This is a genomic window from Streptomyces sp. NPDC032126, from assembly GCF_055580085.1.
In genome coordinates, this window is sequence record NZ_JBVIMA010000001.1 from 669777 (window position 1) to 692673 (window position 22897).

Sequence of the window (22897 nt, forward strand, 5' to 3'; positions counted from 1 at the left end):
CCAGCCTTCCGTGTTCTCCGGTGTTCTCGTCAGGGCAGGGTGACCACCTGCGCCGCATGGGCCAGGCCCGCGCCGAAGCCGACCAGCAGGGCCGGGCCGCCGCTCGCGACGCTGCCCTCGGACAGGAGCCGGTCGAGCGCCAGCGGGATCGACGCGGCCGAGGTGTTGCCGGAGGTGACGATGTCCTTCGCCACCGCCGTGTGCGGAGCCAGGCCCAGGGAGTCGGCGGCGCTGTCGACGATCCGGGCGTTGGCCTGGTGGGGGATGAAGGCGGCGAGGTCGGCGACCTCCACGCCCGCCCGCCGCAGGGCCTCGCGGGAGACCTCCGGCACGACCCGGGTCGCCCAGCGGAACACCTCCGGGCCGGTCATCCGCAGGGTCGGCCACGGGTCCTGCGCGTCCCGGGCCTCCAGCCAGGTGCGGTCGTGGGCGATCATGTGGTGGTTCTCGCCCTCGGCCCCCCACACCACCGGGCCGATGCCCGGGGTCTCGGACGGGCCGACCACCACCGCCCCGGCGCCGTCGCCGAAGAGGAAGGCGGTGCCGCGGTCCGTCGGGTCGATGATGTCGCTCATCTTCTCCGAGCCGACCACCACGACATTGCGGGCGGCGCCGGAGCGGACCAACGAGTCGGCCAGGCCCAGGGCGTAGCAGAACCCCGCGCAGGCGGCGCTGACATCCAGGCCGGCGGCCGAGTCGGCCCCGATCAGATGGGCGACCCGGGGCGCGGCGGTCGGCGCCTGCTCCAGGAAGGACATGCTGGCCAGCAGCACCATGTCGACCTCGTCCGGGTCGGTGCCGGACTGGGCGAGCGCCTTGCGGGCCGCCTCCGCCCCCATCGAGATGACCGTCTCGTCGGGCCCGGCGAAGCGCCGGGAGGTGATGCCGGACCGGCGGCGGATCCACTCGTCGCTGGAGTCGATGGCCGCGCAGATCTCCTCATTGCCCACCACTCGGGCCGGCCGGTACACACCGACGCCGAGGATGCGTGCGCCGGCCCGGCGCTCGGGCGTGTGCAGGTGGCCCATTACCGCTGCCTTCCGGCCGCGGCGGCCACGGGTACGGCGGTCAGGTCGCCGTTCTCGTAGGCCCGCTTCGCCGCCCGGCGCTGGATCTTGCCGCTGGAGGTCTTCGGCAGCGATCCGCGCCGCACCACCAGGACGTCGTCCGGGGTGATGCGCTGCGTCTCCCGTATCGCGTCGTACACGCGCTGGCGCAGGGACTCGGCGCCCACGGAGTTCAGCAGCCGGCCGTCGCTCTCCACCACGACCACCAGCCGCTCGCGCTCGCCGTCGTCGCAGGAGAACGCGGCCGCGCAGTTCGGGTGCAGTCCCGGTACGGCGCGCTCGGCGGAGAGCTCGATGTCCTGGGGGTAGTGGTTGCGGCCCTTGCGGATGATGACGTCCTTCAGGCGTCCGGCGACGTACAGTTCGCCGTCGTACAGGAAGCCGAGGTCGCCGGTGCGCAGGAAGGTGTCGTCGGCCGGGCCCTCCGCGCCCGCGAGGCGCGCCCGGAAGGTCTCCTCGCTCACCGCGGGGCGGCCCAGGTAACCGCCGGCCACGCAGGGGCCGTCGATCCAGATCTCGCCCACCCGCCCGTCGGGCAGGGCGCGTCGGGTGCCGGGGTCCACGATGAGCACCCGGGTGCGGCCGACCGTGGCACCGCTGCTGACGAACGGGACGGCGTCGTCGGCGAGTTCACCGACGGGCCGGGCGATGCCGTCGCGCAGGGCCTCGGTGGACAGCCACAGGACGTTGGGCTCCCGGTGCTGGCTGGTGCCGGTGGCCTTGAGGGTGTTCTCCGCCAGGCCGTAGCCGGGGCACATGGCGCGCGGGTCGAAGCCGTAGGGCGCGAACGCCTCGGTGAAGGCCCGGATGGCGGACCAGCGCACGGGCTCGGCGCCGTTGGCGGCCACCCGCCAGCGGGACAGGTCGCCCACGTCGCCCGTCTTGCCCTCCGCGGCGGCCCGCGCGCACAGTTCGTAGGCGAAGCTCGGCGCGGCGGCGTGGGTGCCGCCGAACCGGGCGATGGCCTCCAGCCAGCGGGCCGGGCGGCGGATGAAGGCGTCGGGGGCCATCAGATACGAGGGGATGCCCGCCCACAGGGGCATGACGATCCCGAACAGCATGCCCATGTCGTGGAAGAGCGGCAGCCAGCTCACCACGGTGCCGTCCGGTTCGCACGGCCACAGCTCGTCGGTCTCGATGACGTTGGCCAGGAAGTTGGCGTGGCTGACCACGACGCCCTTGGGGTCGCCCGTGGAACCGGAGGTGTACTGCAGCAGCGCGGTGTCCTCGGGGCCCGGGGGCGCCGGCACGGCGGCGTCCGGGGCGTAGGAGAGGGCGTCGGTGGCGAGCAGGGTGAGTCCGGCGAGGGCCGGCATGTCGCCGAAACGTTCCTGGAGGTCCTGGACGACCTCGGTGGTGGTCAGCACCGTCGAGGTGCCGGCGTCGTCGGCGATCCGGCGCAGCCGCTCGACCTCGTCACGGCGTCGGGGCACCTGCACCGGGGCGCTGGCCACGCGGCCGTACATGCACCCGAGGAGGGTGCGGACGAACTCCAGGCCCGAGGGGTACAGCAGCACGGCGCTGCGGCCGGACAGTCCCGCGGCCGCGAACGCGGCGGCGCGCAGACCGGCGGCGTCGTGCAGCTCGCGGTAGGTGAGCGCGTCGGACGGTTCCTCGCCGTTGCGCAGGAAGACGTAGGCGGTTTCGTCGGGTTGCTTCTCACTGCGCAGCCGCAGGGCGTCCGGAAGGGTGCGCACGTCCACGGTCGGATGCGGTCCGGTGGTGCTCACGGTCAGATCTCCTTGTTGGCCGGTCGTCGTGCACAGAGGCTGGGTGTGGGCGGCGGGCCGGGGCGGCCGGCTGCTCGTCGTGGCCCGGGGGGAAAGCCGGGGAAGGCCGGGGAAGCGGTCCACGACGAGCAGCACGGGTCGCCGTATGTGCGGGGTTACTCGTCGTCGGCGGCGGCGTTGACGCGGACGGCCATGTTTCCGGCGGGGTGCTGGTTGTCGTACATCAGCTGGTGGAACTTGCCGACCTCGGCGAAGTCACCGACCTTGCTGAGGCAGGGGTCGACGTATCCCTTGGCGACGAGCTGGGTGAGTTCGTGGCACTGGCGGAGGTTGAAGCCGTGCGAGCCCTGGAGCCGCTTCTGCCGCATCCACAGGAACCGCAGGTCGACATCGGCGTGGTAGCCGGTGGTGCCCGCGCAGATGACGACCATGCCGGCGTTGTCGCACAGATACATCGAGGTGGGGATGGTGTTCTGGCCCACGTGCTCGAAGACGATCTTGGGGGCGCGGCGCTCGCCGAGCACCTCCCAGAACGCGCTTCCGAACCGCCGGACCTCCTTCAGCCACGCGCCGTAGGCGGCCTGGTCGTCGATGTCCGGCAGCCGGCCCCAATGGGTGAAGTCATTGCGGTTGAGCACCCCGTGGGCGCCCAGCTTCATGCAGTAGTCGGCGCGGTCCTCGCTCGACACGACGGCGATCGGGATGCCGCCGTAGGCGCGGGTGATCTGGATGGCCATACAGCCCAGTCCGCCGGAGCCGCCCCAGATGAGGACCGGGTCGCCGGGGCGCACGATGTTCGGCGCCCAGCCGGTCAGCTGCCGGTAGGCGGTCGCGCCGGACAGGACGTACGCCGCCGCCTCGGTCCACGACAGCTGCTCCGGCTTCGGCACGCACATGTAGTCGTTGACCACGGTGAACTGGGCGAAGGAGCCGTAGTTCGTCTCATAACCCCAGGCCAGCTGCGAGGCCGCGGTCATGGGGTCGGCGCCCAGCCTGATGTCCTGCGCGGTCTCGTCCCACACGCCACCGGCGATGACGACGTGGTCACCGACCTTGACGCTGGACACGCCGTCACCGACGGCCCAGACGATGCCCGAGCACTCGGAACCGCCGATGTGGAAGTCCTCGGGCTCGCCCTTGCGCTGCCGGGCGCCGATGACGTCGACGGGCTTGCCCAGCGCCGCCCACACGTTGTTGTAGTTGATTCCCGCGGCCATCACATAGAGGAGCACCTGTCCGCGGCCGACGGGGGGAACGTCGACGACCTCGGTCTGGAAGGCCTGGTCGGGGAGGCCGTAGCGCTCGCGCCGGATGACCGATGCGTACATCTTGCCTGGCACGACGCCAGTGGGCGGCATCTCGCCGAGGCCGTACAGTTCCTTCACGGTGGGATTCCTAACCTTCTCGGAATGGGGACGACGGCGTGCGCGCCGTATGGTTCGGGAGCCTCCGGCGCCGCCTAGTTCGCCGTCGGCACCGAGGTCAAGGCCCGCTCCACGGCCGCCAGGACGGCGTCCGTCGCCGCCGCGGCCGCGGGGACGACATCGGCCATGAGCAGATAGCCGTGGACGAGACCGGGCGCCGGGACGTGCTCCGCCGCGACGCCGGCGGCGGTCAGCCGGGCCGTCAGTTCGACGCCCTCGTCGTGCAGTCCGTCGAACTCGGCGGTGCCGATCACGGTCGGCGGAAGTCCGCGGTGGTCGGCGTTGAGCAGATCGATCGCCGGGTCGGAGCGGTACTCGGGGTCCTGCACGTACTGCTCGTAGTACCAGCGCAGATCGTCGGCCTCCGCCAGATAGCCCGTGGCGTACTTCCGCATCGACTCCGACTTCATCTCGGGGTCGACCGCCGGGTAGATCAGCAGCTGTGCGGCGAACTCGACGCCGGCGTTGTCCCGTTGGTGCATCGCGATACCCAGGGACAGACTGCCGCCGGCGCTGTCGCCGGCGATGACGTGCTCGCGACCGGGGAAGGCGCCGGCCGCCCAGGTGGCGGCCGCGATCCCGTCCTCCAGGGGGACGGGGTGCGGGTGTTCCGGCGCGCGCCGGTAGTCGACGGAGACGACGACCGCTCCGAGGGCGGCGGCGATACGACGGCACACCGGATCGTGGGTGTCGACGTCGCCGGTCATCCAGCCTCCGCCGTGCAGGAACGTCACGAGACGGCCCCGGTCGTTCAGCGGCAGATACGTCCGGACCCCGAAGGTGCCGCCCTTGCCGTCGAGTTGACGGTCCGTCACCGATGCCACGGGCTGCGGCGCGGCACCGCCGCGGGAGCTCGCCGCGCCCTCGGCGTAGCGGCGGCGGACCTCTTCGACGGTGAGGGTGCGTGCGGGTGCCGGTCGATCGATGGCCTGCCATTGGATCAAGGCACGGATGAAACGGTCGATGGGCACGAGAGTCTCCTCGGGTGGCACCGGCGCGCAGGCCGGCGGTCGGGAACCGCCCGGACGCCGGTGCAGGGAACGCGGGCACGGCGACGTGACCGCGGCATGGTCGAGCGGGGCCGGACGCTCGGCGTCCGGCCGCCGCTTCGCGGAGTGCCGGGAGGGTGGTCAGCGACGGGGGCGCCGCGCGGTGCGGCGCCGCCTCGCCCGGGTCCCTCCGGTGGACTCCGGTGTCACCACTCGATGAGCGTGAGACCGATCGAGACCCCGCCGCCCAGGCCGAGCATCAGGATCTGGTCTCCCTTGCGCAGGGCGCCGGAGCGGGCCGCCTGGTCCAGGGTCAGCGGGACCGACGCGGAACCCGTGTTGCCGTAACGGTCCACCGTGCGGTGCAGGGTGGCGTTGGGCAGGTCGATCCTCGACACCAGGTCGTCGAGCATGACCCCGTTGGGCTGGTGCGGGACCACGTGCGCGATGTCCGACGGGAGCACGGCGCTGTCGTGCAGGAACTGCTTGACCAGCCCCGGCACGGTCGCGTTGCCGAACTCCCGGGCGGTGCGCCCGTCCATCTGGAAGTAGTGCCCGCCCTCGTCGTGCTTCGCCGGGTCGTACGGCTGCCGGCTGCCGCCCGCCGGGACCCGGATCAGCTCGGTCATGTCGCTGTAGAAGTGGAACATCGACGTCCGGATGCCTCGGCCGGAGTCCGCCGGGCCGACGACGGCCGCGCCGGCGCCGTCACCGAACAGGATGACCGACTTGGGGTCGGTCGGGTTGAGGATCCGCGAGTACACGTCGGCGCCGATGACCAGGCCGTAGCCGCCGCTGCGGGCGACCATCGCGTGGACGACGTCGAGCGCGTACACGAACCCGGCGCAGACGGCGTTCACGTCGAACGCCGCCACGCCCGTTCCGTTGCCGCCGAGGTTGCGATGCACGAACGCCGCGGTGGCGGGCTGCTGCTGGTCCGGCGTCGAGGTGGCCACCACGATCGTGGACAGCTGGTCCGCCGTGATCCCGGCGGCCTCCAGCGCCTGCCGTGCGGCACCCGTCGCCAGATCGGAGGTGGCCTGGCCCGCTTCGACCCAACGGCGTTCACGAATGGCCGTCTTGCGGACGATCCACGCGTCGTCGACGCCGGCGGGACCGCCGGCCTCGGCATTGGACACCACGCGGTCCGGCACGCAGGAGCCGGTGCCGAGGATCGCGACGGAAGCCGTCTGCGCGCTCATCGGCGGTCTCACTCCTTGAGGTCGGCGGGCAGGGCGACGTCCGTGGTGACCTCCGACCAGCTCGGCACCGACTCGATCTCGATCACGGCCGCGGTCAGCGAGTACCCGCCGCCGGCGCTGGTCAGGAGGACGAGGTCACCCGGGTTGACGGCCTTCGTCTCGATCAGGCGGGTGATGCCCGCGAGCAGGTCGCCGGAGCCCAGGTGGCCGGTGGTGCGGCCCCACTCCATCAGCGTGCGGTCGGCCGTGATGCCCAACGGCTGGAGGAACTGCACCTGCATCAGGCCGTGGCCCATGTGCGGGGTCAGGATCTTGGCGAAGTCCTCGATCTTGTGCCCGGTCTTGTCCAGGACATTGCGGACGACCGTCTGCAGCGCGACCTCGCAGCGCTGCAGGACCGACTCCTTGCCGACCTCCTCCAGGTACGACTTCTTCGGCGTGCGCAGGTCGTGGGAGACCTCGCCGAACGCGCTGGTGAAGGGGTGGGCGCCGCGCCACAGCGGTTCCAGGGAGGCGTCGGTGAGCGACTCGATGGCGTGGACGCGGGCGAAGCCGCCGGTGGTGGAGAGCACCATGCCGAGGGCGCCGTCACCGCCGACGATGCCGTACGCGCCGCGCCAGCGGTTGACGCCGGGCTCGGAGAACCGGTCGGCCGTGGTGATGATGGCGCTGGTGCCGCGGCCCGACTGGAGCCGGCTCACCGCGTAGTCCATCGCCGCCATGCCGCCGTTGGAGAGACCGTCGATGTTGACCGAGAAGGCGTTGGTGAGGCCCAGCTCGCGCTGGATGTACGCCGAGGAGCTCCAGCCCCAGTCACGGCCCTGGTGGTACAGCGAGGCGTGCACCAGCAGATCGACATGGCCGCCGACGACGTCCGCGGCGCGGTCCAGGGCCCGGCGACCGGCGATCACGCCCATGTCCGGGACGTCGATGTCGTCGCCCGCGACCGGCAGGCAGACGATGTTGTTGACCTTGTAATCGTCCTCGGTGTATTTGCCGTTGGCAACCGCTTCCTTGGCCGATTCCGCGGGCGGAATCCAGGCCGCCGCCGACGTAATGAAGACAGGGGTACTCATTTTCTGGTTCCTCCGAGTTCGATGCCCGTCGAGTCGACAGCTGTTGGGCACTGAAGCGTCAGGCCGATCCGGCCCCGGGGAACGCGAACCCGACTGCGGTGCCGCGCTCTCCCACTCCGATCAATGAGTTGCATCGGAATATGGCCAACGCTACAGCGTCCGCACCGACCAATCGCATATGAATTTCTCATGAGTTGCGGTTAATCCTGCACGGGACCAGGTAAGAGGGTCCCGGCGGCGGAGGAATCCGGGCTCTAATTGAAGATTACCGTCGAGTAGCGATCTCGGGCCAGGGTGCGTGCGCATTTCACCCGCCCCGGCCCGGGAACTCAGGTCCGCGATGCCGGCCGCTCGGCCTGATCGAGGAGACCGTCGACCATCGCGCGGACCGCCTGCGGATAGGTGTCCTGCCAGGAGAGCGTCGCCCACCGGTCGCCGAGGGCGGCCAGGTGGGGCATCCGGGAGGTGGCGAGGGTGCCGAACTCGGCGGCGCGGTCCGGGGAGCGTTCGTAGGCCTCCCGGCCTCGGGCGGAGCGGGCGCGGACGAGGATCTCGCCGACGGTGAAGTACCAGAGGTTGCGGAAGACATGGACGGCCTGCTCGGGCGTGCAGCCGTCGTCGACCGCCCCCGCCACGATGACCTCGACCAGCTCCAGGGCCGACTCGCCGAGCCGGGAGAGGAATCCGTCGGTGGTGAGGACCTCGGCGGCCCAGGGCCAGGCGGCGAGGGCGTCGTGGATGGCGATGGAGGCGGCGACGATGCGGTCGCGTGGTTCGTCGGGGAGGTCGGGGTGGGGGATCTGTTCGGCGTATTCGCGGATGAGGAGGAAGAGCAGGTCCTCCTTGTCCCTGACGTGGTGGTAGAGGGTGGTCGCCCCGATGCCGATCTCGGCGGCCAGCCGGCGGATGGTCACCTTCTCCCAGCCGTCCTGGTCGATGAGCCGGCGCGCGGCGGTGAGGATCTCGGCGCGGGAGGTGACGGGCGGGCGGCCGACGCGGCCGGGCGATGCGTTGCTTCGGGGCACGGACCCATCATGCCCTCCCGCCCCGTGTGGCGGCTTCCCGCTCCCGCTCGACAGAGGGCCGCCCCGGGTGTAATTTCAGAACGTGTTCGAAAAGTCTGCCGGAACGAGATGGACGTAGAAGGACTGTGCTGCGGTGACTAACACGGAATCAGCAAGCGGGAAGACGGTCATCGACGAGGGGGCCGCCCGGGCGGGACTGACTCTCGCCGCGGTGGCCGTCGTCCAGTTCATGGTGTCGCTCGACCTGTCGGTCGTGAACGTGGCGCTCCCGGACATCGGCACCGATCTGGGCTTCAGCGAACTGGGTCTGACCTGGGTGATCCACGCCTACGCGCTCACCTTCGGAGGGCTCCTGCTGCTCGGCGGCAAGATCGCCGACCGGTACGGCCACAAGCGGATCCTGATGATCGGGCTTCCGCTGTTCGGCCTGGGCTCGCTCCTCGGCGGCTTCGCCCAGGAACCCGGCCAGCTGGTGGCCGCCCGCGCCGCGCAGGGCGTCGGCGCCGCCGCACTGGCGCCGGCCGCGCTGGCCCTGCTCGCCTCGACCTTCCCCGAGGGCAAGCCCCGGGTGAAGGCCTTCGGTGTGTGGAGCGCGATGAACGCCGCCGGTGGCGCCCTCGGCGTCCTGATCGGCGGTCTGCTCACCGAGTACGCCGGCTGGGAATGGGTGATGTTCGTCAACGTCCCCCTGGTCGGCGTCGCGATGTACCTGGCCGCGCGCGGTGTCGCCGCCGACCGGCCCTCCGAGAGCCGCGGCCGCCCGGACGTGGTGGGTGCCATCCTGGCCACGGCGGGCACGTCCCTGCTGGTGTTCGGCGTGGTCCGCACCGACCGGCACCCGTGGAGCTCCTCGGAGACCCTGACGACCCTGGCGATCGCGGTCGTCCTGCTGATCGCGTTCGTCGTCGTGGAGAAGACCACCTCCCGCGACCCGCTGATCCGCCTCGGCCTGTTCACCAACCGCTCGGTCGCCGGCGCCAACGCCTACACCCTGCTGCTCGGTGGCGCCATGGCCTCCTCGTTCTACTTCGTCTCCCTGTACCTCCAGCACGTCCTCGGCAGCGGCCCGGCCAAGACCGGCTTCCAGTTCCTGCCGTTCGCGTTCGGCGTCGTCATCGGCTCCGTGCTCGCCGTGAAGCTCGGCTACAAGATCGCTCCCCGCAAGATCCTGATCGGCGGCGGACTGCTGACCGCGGCCGGCTTCGCCTGGTTCGGCCTGCTCAGCGCGGACGGCTCCTACACCGCCGAGGTGCTCGGCCCGTCCATCGTCACCAGCATCGGTATCGGTCTCTGCCTCGCGCCGATCGTCTCCGTCGCCACCGCCGGGGTCGCCGCCGAGGAGACGGGCAGCGCCTCCGGTCTGCTCAACAGCACCCGTCAGATCGGTGCCTCGTTCGGACTGGCCGCGCTCGGTACGGCCGCCCAGCACCGCACCGGTGACAAGCTCACGCCTGAATCGCTCAGCGACGGGTACGCGCTCGGTATGACCATCGGCGCCGGGATCGTGCTCGCCGCCGTCCTGCTCGCCGTGTTCGTCCTGCCCCGCACCGCCGACCCGGTGCCGGCGGAGGCTCCGGATCACCAGGACGCCCTCGCCGACTGAGCCGGTGCCGTACCGTCGGGCGGGCCGTCCCCCAGGTGACCCGCCCGCCGGTACGGCGCTCTCGCGTACGGCCCTCGCTCAAGGCACCACCGCATCACCGGTCACCGCAGTAACTCAGGCACTACGCACCACCAGCACCACCGCACCGCCTCCGCACCACCCGCAAGCGCACCGCTCCCGCACCGCCGGCCCCGCCCCCGCGCCGCCGGCCTCCGCACCACCCGCGCCGAACCGCCGGAGTGCTCCACGGCCCCGGGCACGTCGATGCCCCGCCCGTGTGACGCCCCTGATCCCGCCGCCGTGCCCCTTCTGCCGGGCCGGCCGGCCCGGCGGCTCCGCGGCCACCGACCGAGGGTCGGGTATTGATTTCTCAATTCCTTATGTGCGAAACGCACAGGCGCGTATGCAGAGTTAATCTGTTGCGGCCAGATCTCCGGCTGGTACCGTCGAGATCGTTCCGCAGAATCGGGCCGGGAGCCAGCGGAAATCAATACAAATAAGTGGATCGATCGCTGTGGACATCCGCAATATCGCCGGGGTGTCGCAGCGATGCCAGGTGCCGAATTGTCGACGCGGTCGTTTTGCCTGGAGGATGGACTGTGCCACAGCAAGCTGTAACCGAGAACACCCCCTGGGAAAAAGTGGCGGAGTCCATCGAATTTATTCCCGCCGAGTATTCCAATAAAATTCAGCCGGAATCCGTGGCGCAGGAGATGCTGCGCTGTGACGCGGCGGAGCTGGACCGTCTCGTCGAGGCGGGCCTGCCCTTCGAATCGCGCGAGGGCGTGCGTCATTTCGACGCCAACGACCTGTACAACCTCGGCATGTATTCGGGCAAGACGAATACGCAGCCGGAGCTCGCCTTCCGCATGCTCTTCCGGTTCGCCGGCCGTTCGGTCGACGACCTGCTGCGCGACAAGGCGTGGGACTTCAAGGTCCACCTGGAGTGCCCGGAGTGCGACGAGGTCGCCCCGTGGCGCTTCGAGGCGCCGAACGTCGAGCGGTTCGGAGGACGCGTCGTCGGAGGCGCCGCCCCGGAGCCGAGCCGGGGAACGGCCGAGTACGCGGCGACGATCACCACGACGGGCGCCCGGACCCCCCTGGTCTCCGCCGAGCTGCGGCGGCTGACCCATGAGTATCTCGACGCCGGCTACCGCTGGCAGATGATCCCCGTCGCGATGCAGGCCGACTACGAGTTGGTGCACGCGCTGGGCGCGACGAGCTGTATCGCGGCGAGCCTGCACCTGGCCGAGCGGTTCCGCGCGGCCGGATTCCGGGCCGAGGCGAAGCGGGGCTGGTTCTGCGGGGTGCTGGGCGGTGCCCTCGATCTGCCGCACGCGTGTGTGGAGGTCGAGGACGAGGACGGTGCGTTGAAGACCGTCGACATCGCCAAGGCGCAGCTGGCCGCGCGTCTGTCGCCGAACACCGGGGATTTCCAGGAGCTGTGCGTGGGGTCCATCTACAACAAGGTGATCCCGTCCACCGCTTCGGGCAATGCGTCCTTCGGTTATCACGAATGTGGTTCACCGCTGCCGGTCCAGGTACGCGCGGATATTCGAGCGGCGCGTTGAAGCTGAACTCTCGAACCACCCAGTTTGGAAGGACGAGTGAGCATGGCAGTACGTGAAGTCGAACCGGTTCTGCTCGACACGGACCGGTTGGAGCAGCTGGCGGAGTCCGGCTACTACAACCCGTACACGATGTTCGACTGGCCCGAGGGCATCGAGCCGGACCTGCCGTGGATGAGCGAGAGCCTGACCACGTTGGCCGGCACACCGATGTGGGACGAGCTGACGCGTGAGCAGCAGATCGCGCTGACCAAGTACGAGTCGATCAACTTCTTCAGCCTCAACATCCACGGCATCCGTGAGCTGATGAGCGAAGTCGTGATGCGCATCCACGAGCCGGTCTACGCGGGTGTCTCGGAGTTCCTTCACCACTTCATCGGTGAGGAGAACGAGCACATGTGGTTCTTCGCGAAGTTCTGCCTCAAGTACGGCGGCAAGCTGTACCCGGCGCAGCCGACGCTGAAGGCCGGCTCGGTCGACCACCTCTCAAAGGTGGCGCAGGAGATGATCGTGTTCGCGCGCATCCTCATCTTCGAGGAGATCGTCGACTACTACAACGCGCACATGGCGACCGACCAGTCGCTGCCGCACATCGCCCGGGAGATCAACCGGGTGCACCACGTGGACGAGAGCCGGCACGTCGCGTTCGGCCGGATGATCTTCAGCAAGCTGCTGGAGCAGGTCAAGGAGCGCGACCCCGACGAGGTGCCGGTGATCGCCGAGTACCTGGAGAGCTACCTCCAGTACAGCATCGCCACCCTCTACAACCCGGCCGCCTACCGCGACGCGGGTATCCCGGACGCGCTGGCGATCCGGCGGCGCGCGCTGGAGCACCCGGCCCGCGCGGAGGCGCACGAGCAGGTGCTGAAGAGGACCCGGAAGTTCCTGTCCAAGGCAGGCGTAGGCAGGGAAATGATCAAGTGATGAGCGAGCCCATGCAGGCCGTCCGGGAGTTCATCCTGGGCCGCAACCCCAAGCTCGACGAGCTGTCCGAGGACCTGGACCTGATCGACAGCCGGGCCATCAACTCGCTGGCGTTCGTCGAATTCATCTTCCTGCTGGAGGAGTTGACGGGCGAGTCCATCGATCCCGAGGACATCGACCTGGACGACTTCCGTACGCTCACCGCGCTCGAAGCGCGGTTCTTCAAGAAGGAAGCAGCGCGATGAGCACAGCGACCGACAACGGCCTGGGCGTACTGGGCGGCAGCCAGCTGAAGTTGCTGCGGGCGATCGACGCGGTGTTCCTGCGCCTGGCCGACGGCTGGCAGGCGCCGGAGTTCCGGTACCCGTTCCTGATGCGGGTCAAGGACCTCGACACCTTCGACTACTACGACAACTTCCCGCACCTGGGCCTGGCCGCGACCCGGCTCGACCCGCCGCGCCTGGGCGCCCACCTCGCGGAGTCGTCCCGTCCGGTCGACCGGATGCCGACCGAGGTGATGGAGCCGACCGCGTTCGCGCTGCCCTCCGCGGCGTGCTACTCGATCTACGTCGACCTGGCGGGCCAGACCCTGCCGGCCGAGGGGACGATGCGCACCACCGTCGGCACCTGCTTCCGCAACGAGGACCACTACCAGGGCCTCCAGCGGCTGCTGGGCTTCTCCATGCGGGAGATCGTCTGTGTCGGCCCCGAGGAGACCGCGAAGAACCACCTGCTGCGGGCCAAGGACGCCGTCACGGCCCTGTTCGCCGAACTCGGCCTGGACTACAAGCTGGAAGTCGCCACCGACCCGTTCTTCGACAAGAACAGCGGCAAGGCGAAGATGCAGAAGCTCTTCCCGGTGAAGGAGGAGTTCGTCGTCAACGGTCTGGCGATCGGCTCCGTCAACTACCACCGGAACTTCTTCGGCGAGCGCTGCTCCATCCAGGCCGGCGACGACACCGCGCACACCAGCTGCCTCGCCTTCGGCCTGGAGCGCTGGGTGCACACCCTGACCGACCGGTTCGGCAGCGCCGAAGCCGCGCTGGCCGCGGTCGAGGGCCTCGGCTGATGCGCACCACGTTGGCGGGCAGGCTCGGCCTGGACGTGAGCCTGCTCCAGTCGGGCATGGGCGGCGTCGCCGGATCGGAGCTGGCGGTCGCGGTGTCCAACGCCGGCGCCGCCGGCTGCGCGGGCGGCTACAAGCTGGTGGGCAGCGCGCTGTCGGCCATGCTGGAGCGCCTGACCACGGGGACCGACCGGCCTGTCGGCGTGAACCTGATCCCGGAGGTGGTCGGCCCCGACGACCTCGACCGCCAGCTGGCGCAGGTGCTCGCCGAGACGCCGCGACGCGTGCACGTGTCCCTCTTCGGCCTGCCCGACGACGACGCGGTGCTCAAGCGCGTCGTCGCGGCGGACCGGGATCTGGTGGTCCAGGTCGGGACCGTCGAGGACGGGGTGCGCGCCGCGGAGCACGGCGCCGTGGTGATCGCCCAGGGCATCGAGGCCGGCGGTCATCTCCTCGGCACCTCGCAGCGCGACGAGCTGGTCGGCGCGCTGCGGGAGCTGCTGCCGGAGGCCTGCATCGTCGCCTCCGGCGGGATCGGCTCGCCGGCCGAGGCCGAGCGGGCGGTCGCCGCCGGAGCCGACGGCGTGCTGCTGGGCACCGCGTTCGTCGTCGCGCACGAGTCGCGGGCGCACTCCTACTTCAAGCACGCCGTGGTCACCGCCGACGCGTCCGAGACGGTCATCACCGACGTCTACGAGATCGGCTGGCCGGGCCGGCGTCACCGGGTGCTGGAGACGGCCGTGACCGCCGACCCGGCGCAGCCCAAGAAGTTCATCGGCAAGACGGTCGTCGAGGGCAAGCCGTACCTGGTGCCGCGCTTCAGCGCGGCGGTGCCGACCGACGCGACCAGCGGTCGTATCGAGGAGATGGCGATGTACTGCGGCCAGTCCTGCAGCGCCGTCTCGGTGGAAGTCTCGGCGGCCCAGGTCGTCGCCGAGTTCGCGCGTGTCCTTCCGGGCGCCGAACGAGTAAAGAACGAGACAAAGGTGGAGAGCAATGTCCGATGACGAGCACGGCGACCTGAGTTACCGCGAGGACCTGCCGCGCATTGTCACCCGGGAGGGTGTCGAGCTGTACTGCGAGTACAGCGGCGAGGGCACGGCCATCACGTGCCTGAACAACTTCTTCATCACCAGCCCGTTCTGGCGTGAGTACACCGGCGAACTCGCCCAGAACCACCGTGTCGTGACCTACGACATGTGCAACCACGGCGCCTCCTCGCGGGTCGCGCAGGAGCCCACCTGGGAAGAGCACGCCGCCGACGTCATCGGGCTGCTCGACGCGCTGGAGATCGAGTCGACCTACCTGATCGGCACGTCGGCCTCCACCCAGCTCGCCCGGGACATCGCCCTGGAGTACCCGGACCGCGTCCGGGGCCTCATCCTGGCGGGCCCGGTCCTCGGCCTGCGGGGCATGCGCCGCCACCGCCAGCTGAACCGCTCCTGGCTGCTGACGCTGCAGAACCACGGCATGGCCGCCCTGTACGGCCAGATGTACCCCGAGGTGATCAGCGGCGACATGAACGAGGAGTCCGGCACGCCGGGCTTCCTGGGGCTGCGCGAGAGCTTCATGGCGATGTCCACGCCCGAGGAGCTCACCAACGGCCTCACCCTCGTCCAGTCCGGTGAGACCAGCCCGGAGCTGCTCTCCAAGATCGCCCAGCCGACCGTCATCGTCCTCGGCGACGACGACATCCTGCTGAGCCCGACGCGCGGCCACGAGCTGGCCAAGCTCTTCCAGAACGGTCGCTGCGAGATCATGCCGAACGCCGGCCACGTGCCGTTCCTCGACGACCCCGAGGGCTTCCAGGCGATCGTCCGCAAGTTCATCGAGGAAGCGGAGACGCAGAGGCATGCCTGAGCTGGCGACCGACGCGAAGCAGCGCATCCGTGAGCTGCTCGTCGACCTGCTCGGCGGCGACCAGTTCACCACCAAGGTCGCGGACGACGCGTCGCTGCGCGAGGCCGGGCTGTCCTCCAACGCGCTGGTCAGCCTGCTGGTCGCGATGGAGGACGCGTTCGGCTTCGAGTGGGACGACGACGTCCAGCCCGAGGTCCTGCGCTCCATCGACTCGCTGGCGGCCTACGTCGGGTCGCTGCGCAACTGAAGGACACGGAGTGACTGTTGAGCTGGTACCCCCCGCGGGCGTGGCACGGGAGACATCGGTCGGATGTCGTCCGGTGCCGTGGCCGCACGGACCGGCTCAGCAGTTCGCCGCGGGTCGTCGTGCCGCCGCGGCGGCGCTGGCCGCGGCCGGCTCGGCCGATCGGATCGTGCCCCGTGATCCCGACGGCCGGCCGTGTTTCCCGGAGGGATTCGCCGGCTCGATCTCCCACACCGACGACCTGGCGGTCGCGGTGGTGGTCCCCGGCGCCGAGGCCGTCGGCGTCGACATCGAGACCGCGGACGTCACTCCGCGCGTGGCCCGGTTCGTCCTTCGTGAAGGGGAACGGCGTCTGCTGCTCCCCCCGTTCGGCACGTACACACCGCGTGAGCTGTTCGCCGCCAAGGAAGCGGCGTTCAAAGCCATGAACGGCACTGGCACACAGGGCGAGTTCCTGTTCTGGAGGATCGAACTCAGCCAGTCCGATGACGCGTTGATCGCGTCGTACCGCGGCGAACCGGTTCCGGTGTGGGTTCGCTCGGAGGCAGATCTTTCGTTCGCCGTGGCGATACGGCGCTGAACTTTTACGGGGAAAGGGCGCAATGAACCGCGAGATTCTCGAAGTCGTCGACGAACTGTTCCGCAACGAACTGCAGGTACCTGACATCGATCCCGACGTTCAGCTGGTGGACTACGGCCTCGACTCCATCCGCTCCATCAGCCTGATCGTGGAGATGGAAGAGAAGTTCGGCTGCCGTATATCGGACGAACAGGCAGCGAAGATGCTGACGCTGCACGACGTCGTGGACCAGGTCGCTGCATCGCTGACGGTGCGGGTCAACCAAGGAGACAGCGAGGCATGAACGCCGAATCCGGTTTCGCGCGATACGCCCGGCCCGAGTTCGCCAGGCTCTTCCGCGCACTACATCTCGATGTGACCTACCTCGCCGGCCAGGGCGACCACCTGACCCGGGAGCTGAGGGGCACCGAGGACCCCGCCGACGCCGACGACCAGGTACTGGACCTGGTGGGTGGCGCGGGTTCCTCGCTGTTCGGGCACAACCACCCGGCGCTGCTGGAGGTGGCGCGGCGGTGCCTCGACGAACGGATCCCGTTCAACGCCCAGGCCAGCATCCGCCCCGGGGCGGCCGAGCTCGGGGAGCGGCTGTCGACGGTCGTCGGCGCCACGACCGGCGCGAGCTACGTGGTCACCCTCGGCTCCACCGGCGCGGACGCGGTGGAGGGCGCGGTCAAGCACGCCACGGTCGAGCACCGCCGGCGGCTCGGCGCCCTCCAGGAGGACGTCGAGACGTCCCTGCGGCGCATCGAGCGCGACGGTCTCGCCGACGTCGCCGTCGCGAGCGGCCCCGCGGCCGGCCGCCCCTGCGCCGAGGTGCTGAACGAAGCCCTCGACCGGATCGCCGAACTGCGGCGCGTTGAACCGGTGTTCGTCTCGCTGAGCAACGCCTTCCACGGCAAGACGGCCGGCGCGGGCACCCTGACGCACGGCGGCAACGTGCCCAGCGACCTGAAGGTGCCGGGACCCCGGCACCGGCGGCTGAGCGACTTCACGCCCGAGGCCGTGGTGAGCGCGCTCGACGCCGACCTCGTCGAGATCCACCCGATCCGCGTCGACGCCGACGGCGTGCCGCACTCCACCACGCGCCCGCTGTCGCCGGTGGCCGCCTGCTTCGTCGAGCCCATCCAGGGCGAGTCCGGCGTGCACGAGGTCCCGGACGAGACGCTCGCCGCCCTGCGCGAGCTGGCCGACCGTCACGACGCGGCGCTCGTGTTCGACGAGATCCAGTGCGGCATGGGCCGCACGGGCACCTTCCTCGCGTCCGAGGGCTCCGGCGTCGTCGCCGACTACTACCTGTTCTCCAAGTCCCTCGGCGGCGGCCTGGCCAAGGTCTCCGCGCTGCTGGTCGACGAGAAGCGGTACGTGCCGGAGTTCGGCCGCCACCACACCTCCACCTTCGCCGACGACGACTTCTCCTCGCGGATCGCGACGGCCGCGGTGGACCTCTCCTTCGCCTACCGCGACCGGATCGTCGAGACCGGAGCGCTGCTGCGCAAGCGGCTCGACGAGGTGGCGGCGCGCTGGCCGGGGACCATCGTCGAGGTACGCGGCCGCGGACTGCTGCTGGGCATCGAGTTCGCCCTGCCGCAGCCCGAGTCGGGCCTGCTGCGCGAGGCGATCGACTCCGAGTCGCTCGGCTACCTGATCGCGGGCCGGCTGCTGCACACGCACAAGATGCGCGTCATCCCCACGCTGTCGGCCCCGACGACGGTGCGCGTCCAGCCGTCGGCGCTGCTCGAACCGACCGACGTGGAGCGGGTCGCCGCCGCGTTCGACGACGTCGCCGGCCTGCTGGCGCGCGGTGACTACGCGACGCTGCTGGAGCATCTGACCGTACCGCCGGTCGGCGTCTGGCAGCCCCCGCAGCACGTCCCGCTGCCCCGCGGCGACCGGCCGGCCCAGCACGGCGGGCGCCGACCCGGTGTGCCGCGCGTCGCCTTCCTCGCCAATCTGGACCTGCCCAGCAAGCTGTGGCACATGGCGCCCGAGCTGGCCGACTGGTCGGACGACCAGTGCGAGGCCGCGCTCGACCGGTTCTGGGGCGAACTGGACCCGTTCGAGGTCGCCCGGCACCGCATCACCTCCGAGGCCGGGGGAGAGGTCGAGGTCGTCATGATCGCGGCGCCCTTCACGGCCGCCCAGGCCAACACCGCCCAGCGGGCCGGTCAGGGGGCGTGGCTGCGCCGCACGGTGCTCGACGCCGTGGAGCTGGGCGTCTCACTCGGCGCCCAGGTGATCGGCCTCGGCGGGCACACCTCGATCGTCACCAACGCCGCCCGGGACGTCGTGGAGAGCGACATCAAGGTCACCTCGGGCAACTCGCTGACCGCGGCCTGCGCCTACGATCTGCTGCGCCTGCAGCTGGCCGAGGCCGGTGCCGGTGAACGCCGGGTCGGCGTCGTCGGCGCCATCGGCAACATCGGCGCGGTGATGGCCGAACTCATCGCCCCGCACTGCGAGTCGATGGTGCTGGTCGGCCGGCGCGGGTCGGCCCGGCGGCTCTCGACGGTCGCCGACCGGCTCTCCCACCAGGTGGACGTCTCGGTCGCGGAGGACCTCGACGCGCTGCGGGACTGCCCGATCGTGGTCAGCGCCACCAACTCCGCCGACCCGGTGATCCTGCCGAACCACCTCTCCGGCGACCAGAAGGTCCTCGTCTGCGACCTCGCGGTCCCCGGTGACGTCCACCCCGCGGTGACCGGACTGTCGAACGTCACGCTGGTCTCCGGCGGCCGCATCCAGCTTCCCGGCATGCAGACCCCGCACTTCCCCGGCATCACCCTGCCCCCGGGAATCCTGTACTCCTGCATGGCCGAAACGATGCTGCTCGGCCTCGAATCCGGGACGCCGAGCCCCTCCTACGGTGGCCTGACCTCGGCCGGCGTCCTCGCCGCCCGGGATCTGGCCGTGCGACACGGGTTCCACCCCGCCCGCATCGTCTCCGACGACGTCTCCGTACAGCCGTGGATCGTCGACCAGTTCAGCACTCTCGAGGAGCACATCGGATGACCGGACTTCGCCCGCGTTTCCCCAGCATTCTGCACGCCTTGGTGGAACACGCGGAACGCGGCTCGGACGGATCGCACGTCACACTGATCCCGGAACCGGGCAACGAGGTCACCCTGCGCTACGACGCGCTCGTGGAGAGCGCCCAGCGCTGCGCGGCGGCCCTCGCGGAGTACGGTGTCGGCCACGGCGACCGCGTGGTGTTCTGCCTGCAGACCGGTCCGCAGTTCATCACCGCCTTCTTCGGGGCCCAGCTGCTCGGCGCCATGCCGACGGCGATATCCCTGCCCATCTCGTTCGGCGGGGCGGCCGGATTCGAGGGCCAGCTCAAGGACCTCGTGGGATATCTGCGGCCCGCCGCGGTCATCACCACGAAGGCCGTGATCGAGGGACTGCCCAGCCTCGCCGAGACCCGCCTGGTCGACGCCGACGAGCTCTACGCCCGCGCCACCGCGAGCGACGCCCCGACGCATCCGATCCGGCTGCCGGACGCCGACGACCTGTCGGTCATCCAGTGCACCTCCGGCTCCACCGGCCGGCCCAAGGGCGTGATGATCTCGCACGCCAACCTGGCCGCCAACTGCGAGCAGTTCGTCGGCGCGGTCGGCTGGTCCAGCGAGGACACGACCGTCAGCTGGGCGCCGCTCTACCACGACATGGGCCTGATCACCGGCCTGCTGTGCCCCGTCTACTCGGGCGGCAGCACGGTGCTCATGCCGCCCACCCGCTTCCTGCGCGCGCCGGCCGAGTGGCTGCAGTACATCAGCAAGTACCGCGGCGCCTTCTCGGCCGCGCCCAACTTCGCCTACGGCTATGTCACCGCCCGGGTGCGCGACGAGGACCTGGAGGGCGTGGACCTGTCGTCCTGGCGGGTGGCGCTCTGCGGTGCCGAGCCCATCCAGCCCGGCACCGTGCAGCGCTTCGTGGAGCGCTTCACCCGATGGGGCCTGCCCGACACGGCGTTCACGCCCGCCTACGGCATGGCCGAGGCCGCCCTGGTCATCACCAGCACGGGCCCGAAGGACCAGCTGGTGTACGACTCCATCGACCGGCGGGCCGCGGTCGCCGACGCCACCGCGGTCGACGTCGACCAGGACCAGGCGGACGCGCTGCGCATCGTCGACTGCGGCCGGCCGGTCCTCGGCACCGAGGTCCGCATCGTCGACAAGGACGGCCGGACGCTGGGGGAGAACCAGATCGGTCACGTCCAGTTCCGCAGCCCCTCGCGCACGGTCGGCTACTTCAACCTCCCGGAGGAGACCGCCGCGGCGATCGACGAGCCGGACTGGTGGCGCACCGGCGACATCGGCTACCTGAGGGACGGCGGGCTGCGGATCACCGGCCGGGCCAAGGACCTGGTCATCATCCGCGGCGCCAACTACTTCCCCTCGGACTTCGAGCACGCCGCGGAGACCGTCCCCGGGGTCCGCCTCGGCGCGGTGATCGCCGTCGGATACCGCGACGACCAGAGCGACTCGGAGGAACTGCACCTGATCGTCGAGACGGAGCTGGACAGCGAGGAGCACGACGCGCTGCGCCGGTCCGTCCTGGCCGCGGTCAGCTCCCGGACCGGTGTCCGGCCCGCCGCGATCCACCTGGTACCCAAGCGCAGCATCCCCAAGACGACCAGCGGAAAGCTCCAGCGCTCCAAGGCGCGCGAGCTGTTCGTCGAGGGATGGGTGCCCGACCGGGCCTGATTTCCGACGGAAGGCTGGAACTGACGGTGTTACTCGGCGGCGTGAACGGCCGGGCCCTCGACGACGGTACGTCGAGCGCGCGTGCGGTTCATGCCGCCGACCCGTATCCGAGGACAGGGTGAGGCTCTCTCGATCGTGCGGGCCGGAGTCCTGTCCTTCGTCCCCATCGAAAGAGGAGTCCCCATGAGCACGACCACATCCGCGTCCGCCCCACCGTCCGAGGGCGGCCGGCTCTCGCTCAGCCTCACCACCCCGAAGATCGTCTTCCTGATCATCGCGGCCGCCGCCCCGCTCGCCGCCATGGTCGGCACCGTGCCGCTGGCGTTCGCCCTCGGCAACGGGCCCGGTGTGCCCGCCATGTTCGTCTTCGCCGGCGTGACGCTGATGTGCTTCTGCGTCGGCTACGCCGCGATCAGCCGCAAGGTCGTCAACGCCGGCGGCTTCTACACGTACATCTCCAGCGGTCTGGGCCGGCCGCCCGCCGTGGCCGGCGGTCTCATCGCCGTCGTCGCGTACAACACGGCGGCCGTCGGGCTGCTCGGCTCCTTCTCCTACTTCGCGCATATCGTCGGCGCCGCGCACGGATACGACATTCCGTGGGAGCTGTGGGCGGCGATCGGCCTGGTCGTCGTCGGCGTGCTCGGGTACCGGCAGATCGATGTGAGCGTCAAGGTCCTCGGCGTGGCCATGTGCTGCGAGGTGGCCATCCTGCTGATGCTCGCGGCCGCCGTGCTGTGGCGGCACGGCACCTCCGCGCTGCCCGGCACGTCGTTCGCGCCGCACACCGTGCACGGCGCGGGTGTCGGCGTCTCGATGATGTTCGCGTTCATCTCGTTCATCGGCATCGAGTCGGCGGCGCTCTACGGCGAGGAGGCGCACGACCCCGAGCGGAGCGTGTCCCGCGCCACCTACATCTCCGTGTCGCTCATCGCCCTCTTCTACGGGTTCATCAGCTGGGTCGCGGTGGGGGCGGTCGGCCCGGACAACATCCAGAAGCTGGCCACCACTCAACTGGGCGATCTCTTCTTCCAGTTGAGCGACGACTACCTCACCTCCTCGCTCACCACGGCCATGCAGGTGCTGCTGTGCCTGAGCCTGTTCGCCAGCTGGCTGGCCCTGCACAACGCCGCGAACCGCTACATGTTCGTGCTGGGACGCGAGCGGGTGCTGCCCGGCGCACTCGGCGAGGTGCACGCCCGGCACTCCTCCCCGCACCGGGCCAGCCTCACCCAGACGGCGTTCAGCCTGGTCACCGCCTCGGTCTTCGCGATCGCCGGGCTCGACCCGTACCTCGGGCTGACCACGAGCATGCTGGGCCTGGGCACCCTGTGCATCGTCTTCCTCCAGGCCGTGGCCTGCCTGTCCGTCATCGGCTTCTTCCGGCGCCGGGCGGACCGGCACTGGTGGCGCACCGCGCTCGCCCCGGGCCTCGGCTTCGCCGGGCTCACCCTGGCCACCTGCCTGGTCGTCCTCAACTTCGACACCATGACCGGTTCGACCAACCCCGTGGTGAACGCCCTGCCCTGGCTGATCCCGGTCTTCGCGGTCGCCGGACCGGCGTACGCCCTGTGGATCCGCTCCGCGCACCCCGAGCGCTACGCCCGTCTCGCCGGCGTGGAGACCCGCGAGGAGAGCGGGTCGGTCACCCCGGTCCGGACCTCCACGGGCGTGTGAAAACAGGGCGGTAAAACAGGGCGGTCGACCGACTCGTATATATAGAGGAGAGAAGAGAACGGGCGTGGGGGGGGGGGGGGGGGGGGGGGGGGGAGGGGGAGGGGGGGGGGGGGGGGGGGGGGGGGGGGGGGGGGCGGGGGTGGGGGGGGGGGGGGGGGGTGG

20 protein-coding genes are annotated in these 22897 nt (G+C 70.4%); 13 read left to right on the plus strand and 7 right to left on the minus strand.

The features are described from left to right. Positions 1-29: 29 nt before the first annotated feature. The 7 genes from ACZ5NW_RS02850 to ACZ5NW_RS02880 all read right to left on the minus strand — a co-directional run bounded on the left by ACZ5NW_RS02850 (position 30) and on the right by ACZ5NW_RS02880 (position 8513). Positions 30-1028, minus strand: coding sequence for a beta-ketoacyl-ACP synthase III (locus ACZ5NW_RS02850; protein ID WP_468741906.1), 999 nt, complete (start codon positions 1026-1028; stop codon positions 30-32). Continuing rightward, positions 1028-2797, minus strand: a complete 1770-nt coding sequence (locus ACZ5NW_RS02855; protein ID WP_468741907.1) for a fatty acyl-AMP ligase — start codon at positions 2795-2797, stop codon at positions 1028-1030. The genes ACZ5NW_RS02850 and ACZ5NW_RS02855 overlap by 1 nt, the downstream gene beginning before the upstream one ends. A 155-nt stretch (positions 2798-2952) precedes the next feature. Next, on the minus strand, positions 2953-4155 hold the full coding sequence (ccrA, locus tag ACZ5NW_RS02860) for a crotonyl-CoA carboxylase/reductase (protein WP_468742967.1): 1203 nt from the start codon (positions 4153-4155) through the stop codon (positions 2953-2955). Positions 4156-4256: 101 nt separating this feature from the next. Then, positions 4257-5192: an alpha/beta hydrolase gene (locus ACZ5NW_RS02865; RefSeq protein WP_468741908.1), complete on the minus strand. Its 936-nt coding sequence runs from the start codon at positions 5190-5192 to the stop codon at positions 4257-4259. Positions 5193-5416: 224 nt separating this feature from the next. Next, on the minus strand, positions 5417-6412 hold the full coding sequence (locus ACZ5NW_RS02870; protein ID WP_468741909.1) for a 3-oxoacyl-ACP synthase III family protein: 996 nt from the start codon (positions 6410-6412) through the stop codon (positions 5417-5419). 8 nt (positions 6413-6420) lie between these two features. Beyond that, a complete protein-coding gene (locus ACZ5NW_RS02875) occupies positions 6421-7488 on the minus strand; it encodes a ketoacyl-ACP synthase III family protein (RefSeq protein ID WP_468741910.1) in 1068 nt (355 codons plus the stop codon). 329 nt (positions 7489-7817) lie between these two features. Then, a complete protein-coding gene (locus ACZ5NW_RS02880; protein ID WP_468741911.1) occupies positions 7818-8513 on the minus strand; it encodes a TetR/AcrR family transcriptional regulator in 696 nt (231 codons plus the stop codon). A 133-nt stretch (positions 8514-8646) separates the two neighbouring features. On the opposite strand from ACZ5NW_RS02880, the gene ACZ5NW_RS02885 reads away from it, so the two are divergent. From ACZ5NW_RS02885 to ACZ5NW_RS02945, 13 genes are all read left to right on the plus strand, one after another. Next, positions 8647-10116 (plus strand): MFS transporter, encoded by a 1470-nt coding sequence (locus tag ACZ5NW_RS02885; RefSeq protein ID WP_468741912.1) that lies wholly within the window; start codon positions 8647-8649, stop codon positions 10114-10116. 599 nt (positions 10117-10715) lie between these two features. Beyond that, positions 10716-11687: a hypothetical protein gene (locus ACZ5NW_RS02890; RefSeq protein WP_468741913.1), complete on the plus strand. Its 972-nt coding sequence runs from the start codon at positions 10716-10718 to the stop codon at positions 11685-11687. 42 nt (positions 11688-11729) lie between these two features. Next, complete coding sequence (locus tag ACZ5NW_RS02895) at positions 11730-12608, plus strand: diiron oxygenase (protein ID WP_468741914.1); 879 nt, start codon at positions 11730-11732, stop codon at positions 12606-12608. Beyond that, the gene (locus ACZ5NW_RS02900; RefSeq protein WP_468741915.1) at positions 12608-12853 is read left to right on the plus strand and encodes an acyl carrier protein; all 246 of its coding nucleotides are present in this window, start codon (positions 12608-12610) and stop codon (positions 12851-12853) included. Before ACZ5NW_RS02895 ends, ACZ5NW_RS02900 begins: the two co-directional genes overlap by 1 nt. After that, a complete protein-coding gene (locus ACZ5NW_RS02905) occupies positions 12850-13677 on the plus strand; it encodes an aminoacyl--tRNA ligase-related protein (protein ID WP_468741916.1) in 828 nt (275 codons plus the stop codon). The genes ACZ5NW_RS02900 and ACZ5NW_RS02905 overlap by 4 nt, the downstream gene beginning before the upstream one ends. Then, on the plus strand, positions 13677-14681 hold the full coding sequence (locus ACZ5NW_RS02910; protein ID WP_468741917.1) for an NAD(P)H-dependent flavin oxidoreductase: 1005 nt from the start codon (positions 13677-13679) through the stop codon (positions 14679-14681). Before ACZ5NW_RS02905 ends, ACZ5NW_RS02910 begins: the two co-directional genes overlap by 1 nt. Then, complete coding sequence (locus ACZ5NW_RS02915) at positions 14671-15534, plus strand: alpha/beta fold hydrolase (RefSeq protein WP_468741918.1); 864 nt, start codon at positions 14671-14673, stop codon at positions 15532-15534. The genes ACZ5NW_RS02910 and ACZ5NW_RS02915 overlap by 11 nt, the downstream gene beginning before the upstream one ends. Next, positions 15527-15781: a phosphopantetheine-binding protein gene (locus ACZ5NW_RS02920; protein WP_468741919.1), complete on the plus strand. Its 255-nt coding sequence runs from the start codon at positions 15527-15529 to the stop codon at positions 15779-15781. The genes ACZ5NW_RS02915 and ACZ5NW_RS02920 overlap by 8 nt, the downstream gene beginning before the upstream one ends. A gap of 73 nt (positions 15782-15854) precedes the next feature. Beyond that, complete coding sequence (locus ACZ5NW_RS02925; RefSeq protein WP_468741920.1) at positions 15855-16358, plus strand: 4'-phosphopantetheinyl transferase superfamily protein; 504 nt, start codon at positions 15855-15857, stop codon at positions 16356-16358. A 22-nt stretch (positions 16359-16380) separates the two neighbouring features. Next, complete coding sequence (locus tag ACZ5NW_RS02930) at positions 16381-16641, plus strand: acyl carrier protein (RefSeq protein WP_468741921.1); 261 nt, start codon at positions 16381-16383, stop codon at positions 16639-16641. Next, the gene (locus tag ACZ5NW_RS02935) at positions 16638-19367 is read left to right on the plus strand and encodes an aminotransferase class III-fold pyridoxal phosphate-dependent enzyme (RefSeq protein ID WP_468741922.1); all 2730 of its coding nucleotides are present in this window, start codon (positions 16638-16640) and stop codon (positions 19365-19367) included. Before ACZ5NW_RS02930 ends, ACZ5NW_RS02935 begins: the two co-directional genes overlap by 4 nt. Beyond that, the gene (locus ACZ5NW_RS02940) at positions 19364-21061 is read left to right on the plus strand and encodes a fatty acyl-AMP ligase (protein ID WP_468741923.1); all 1698 of its coding nucleotides are present in this window, start codon (positions 19364-19366) and stop codon (positions 21059-21061) included. The genes ACZ5NW_RS02935 and ACZ5NW_RS02940 overlap by 4 nt, the downstream gene beginning before the upstream one ends. Positions 21062-21244: 183 nt before the next feature. Continuing rightward, positions 21245-22735: an APC family permease gene (locus ACZ5NW_RS02945; RefSeq protein ID WP_468741924.1), complete on the plus strand. Its 1491-nt coding sequence runs from the start codon at positions 21245-21247 to the stop codon at positions 22733-22735. Positions 22736-22897 lie beyond the last annotated feature (162 nt).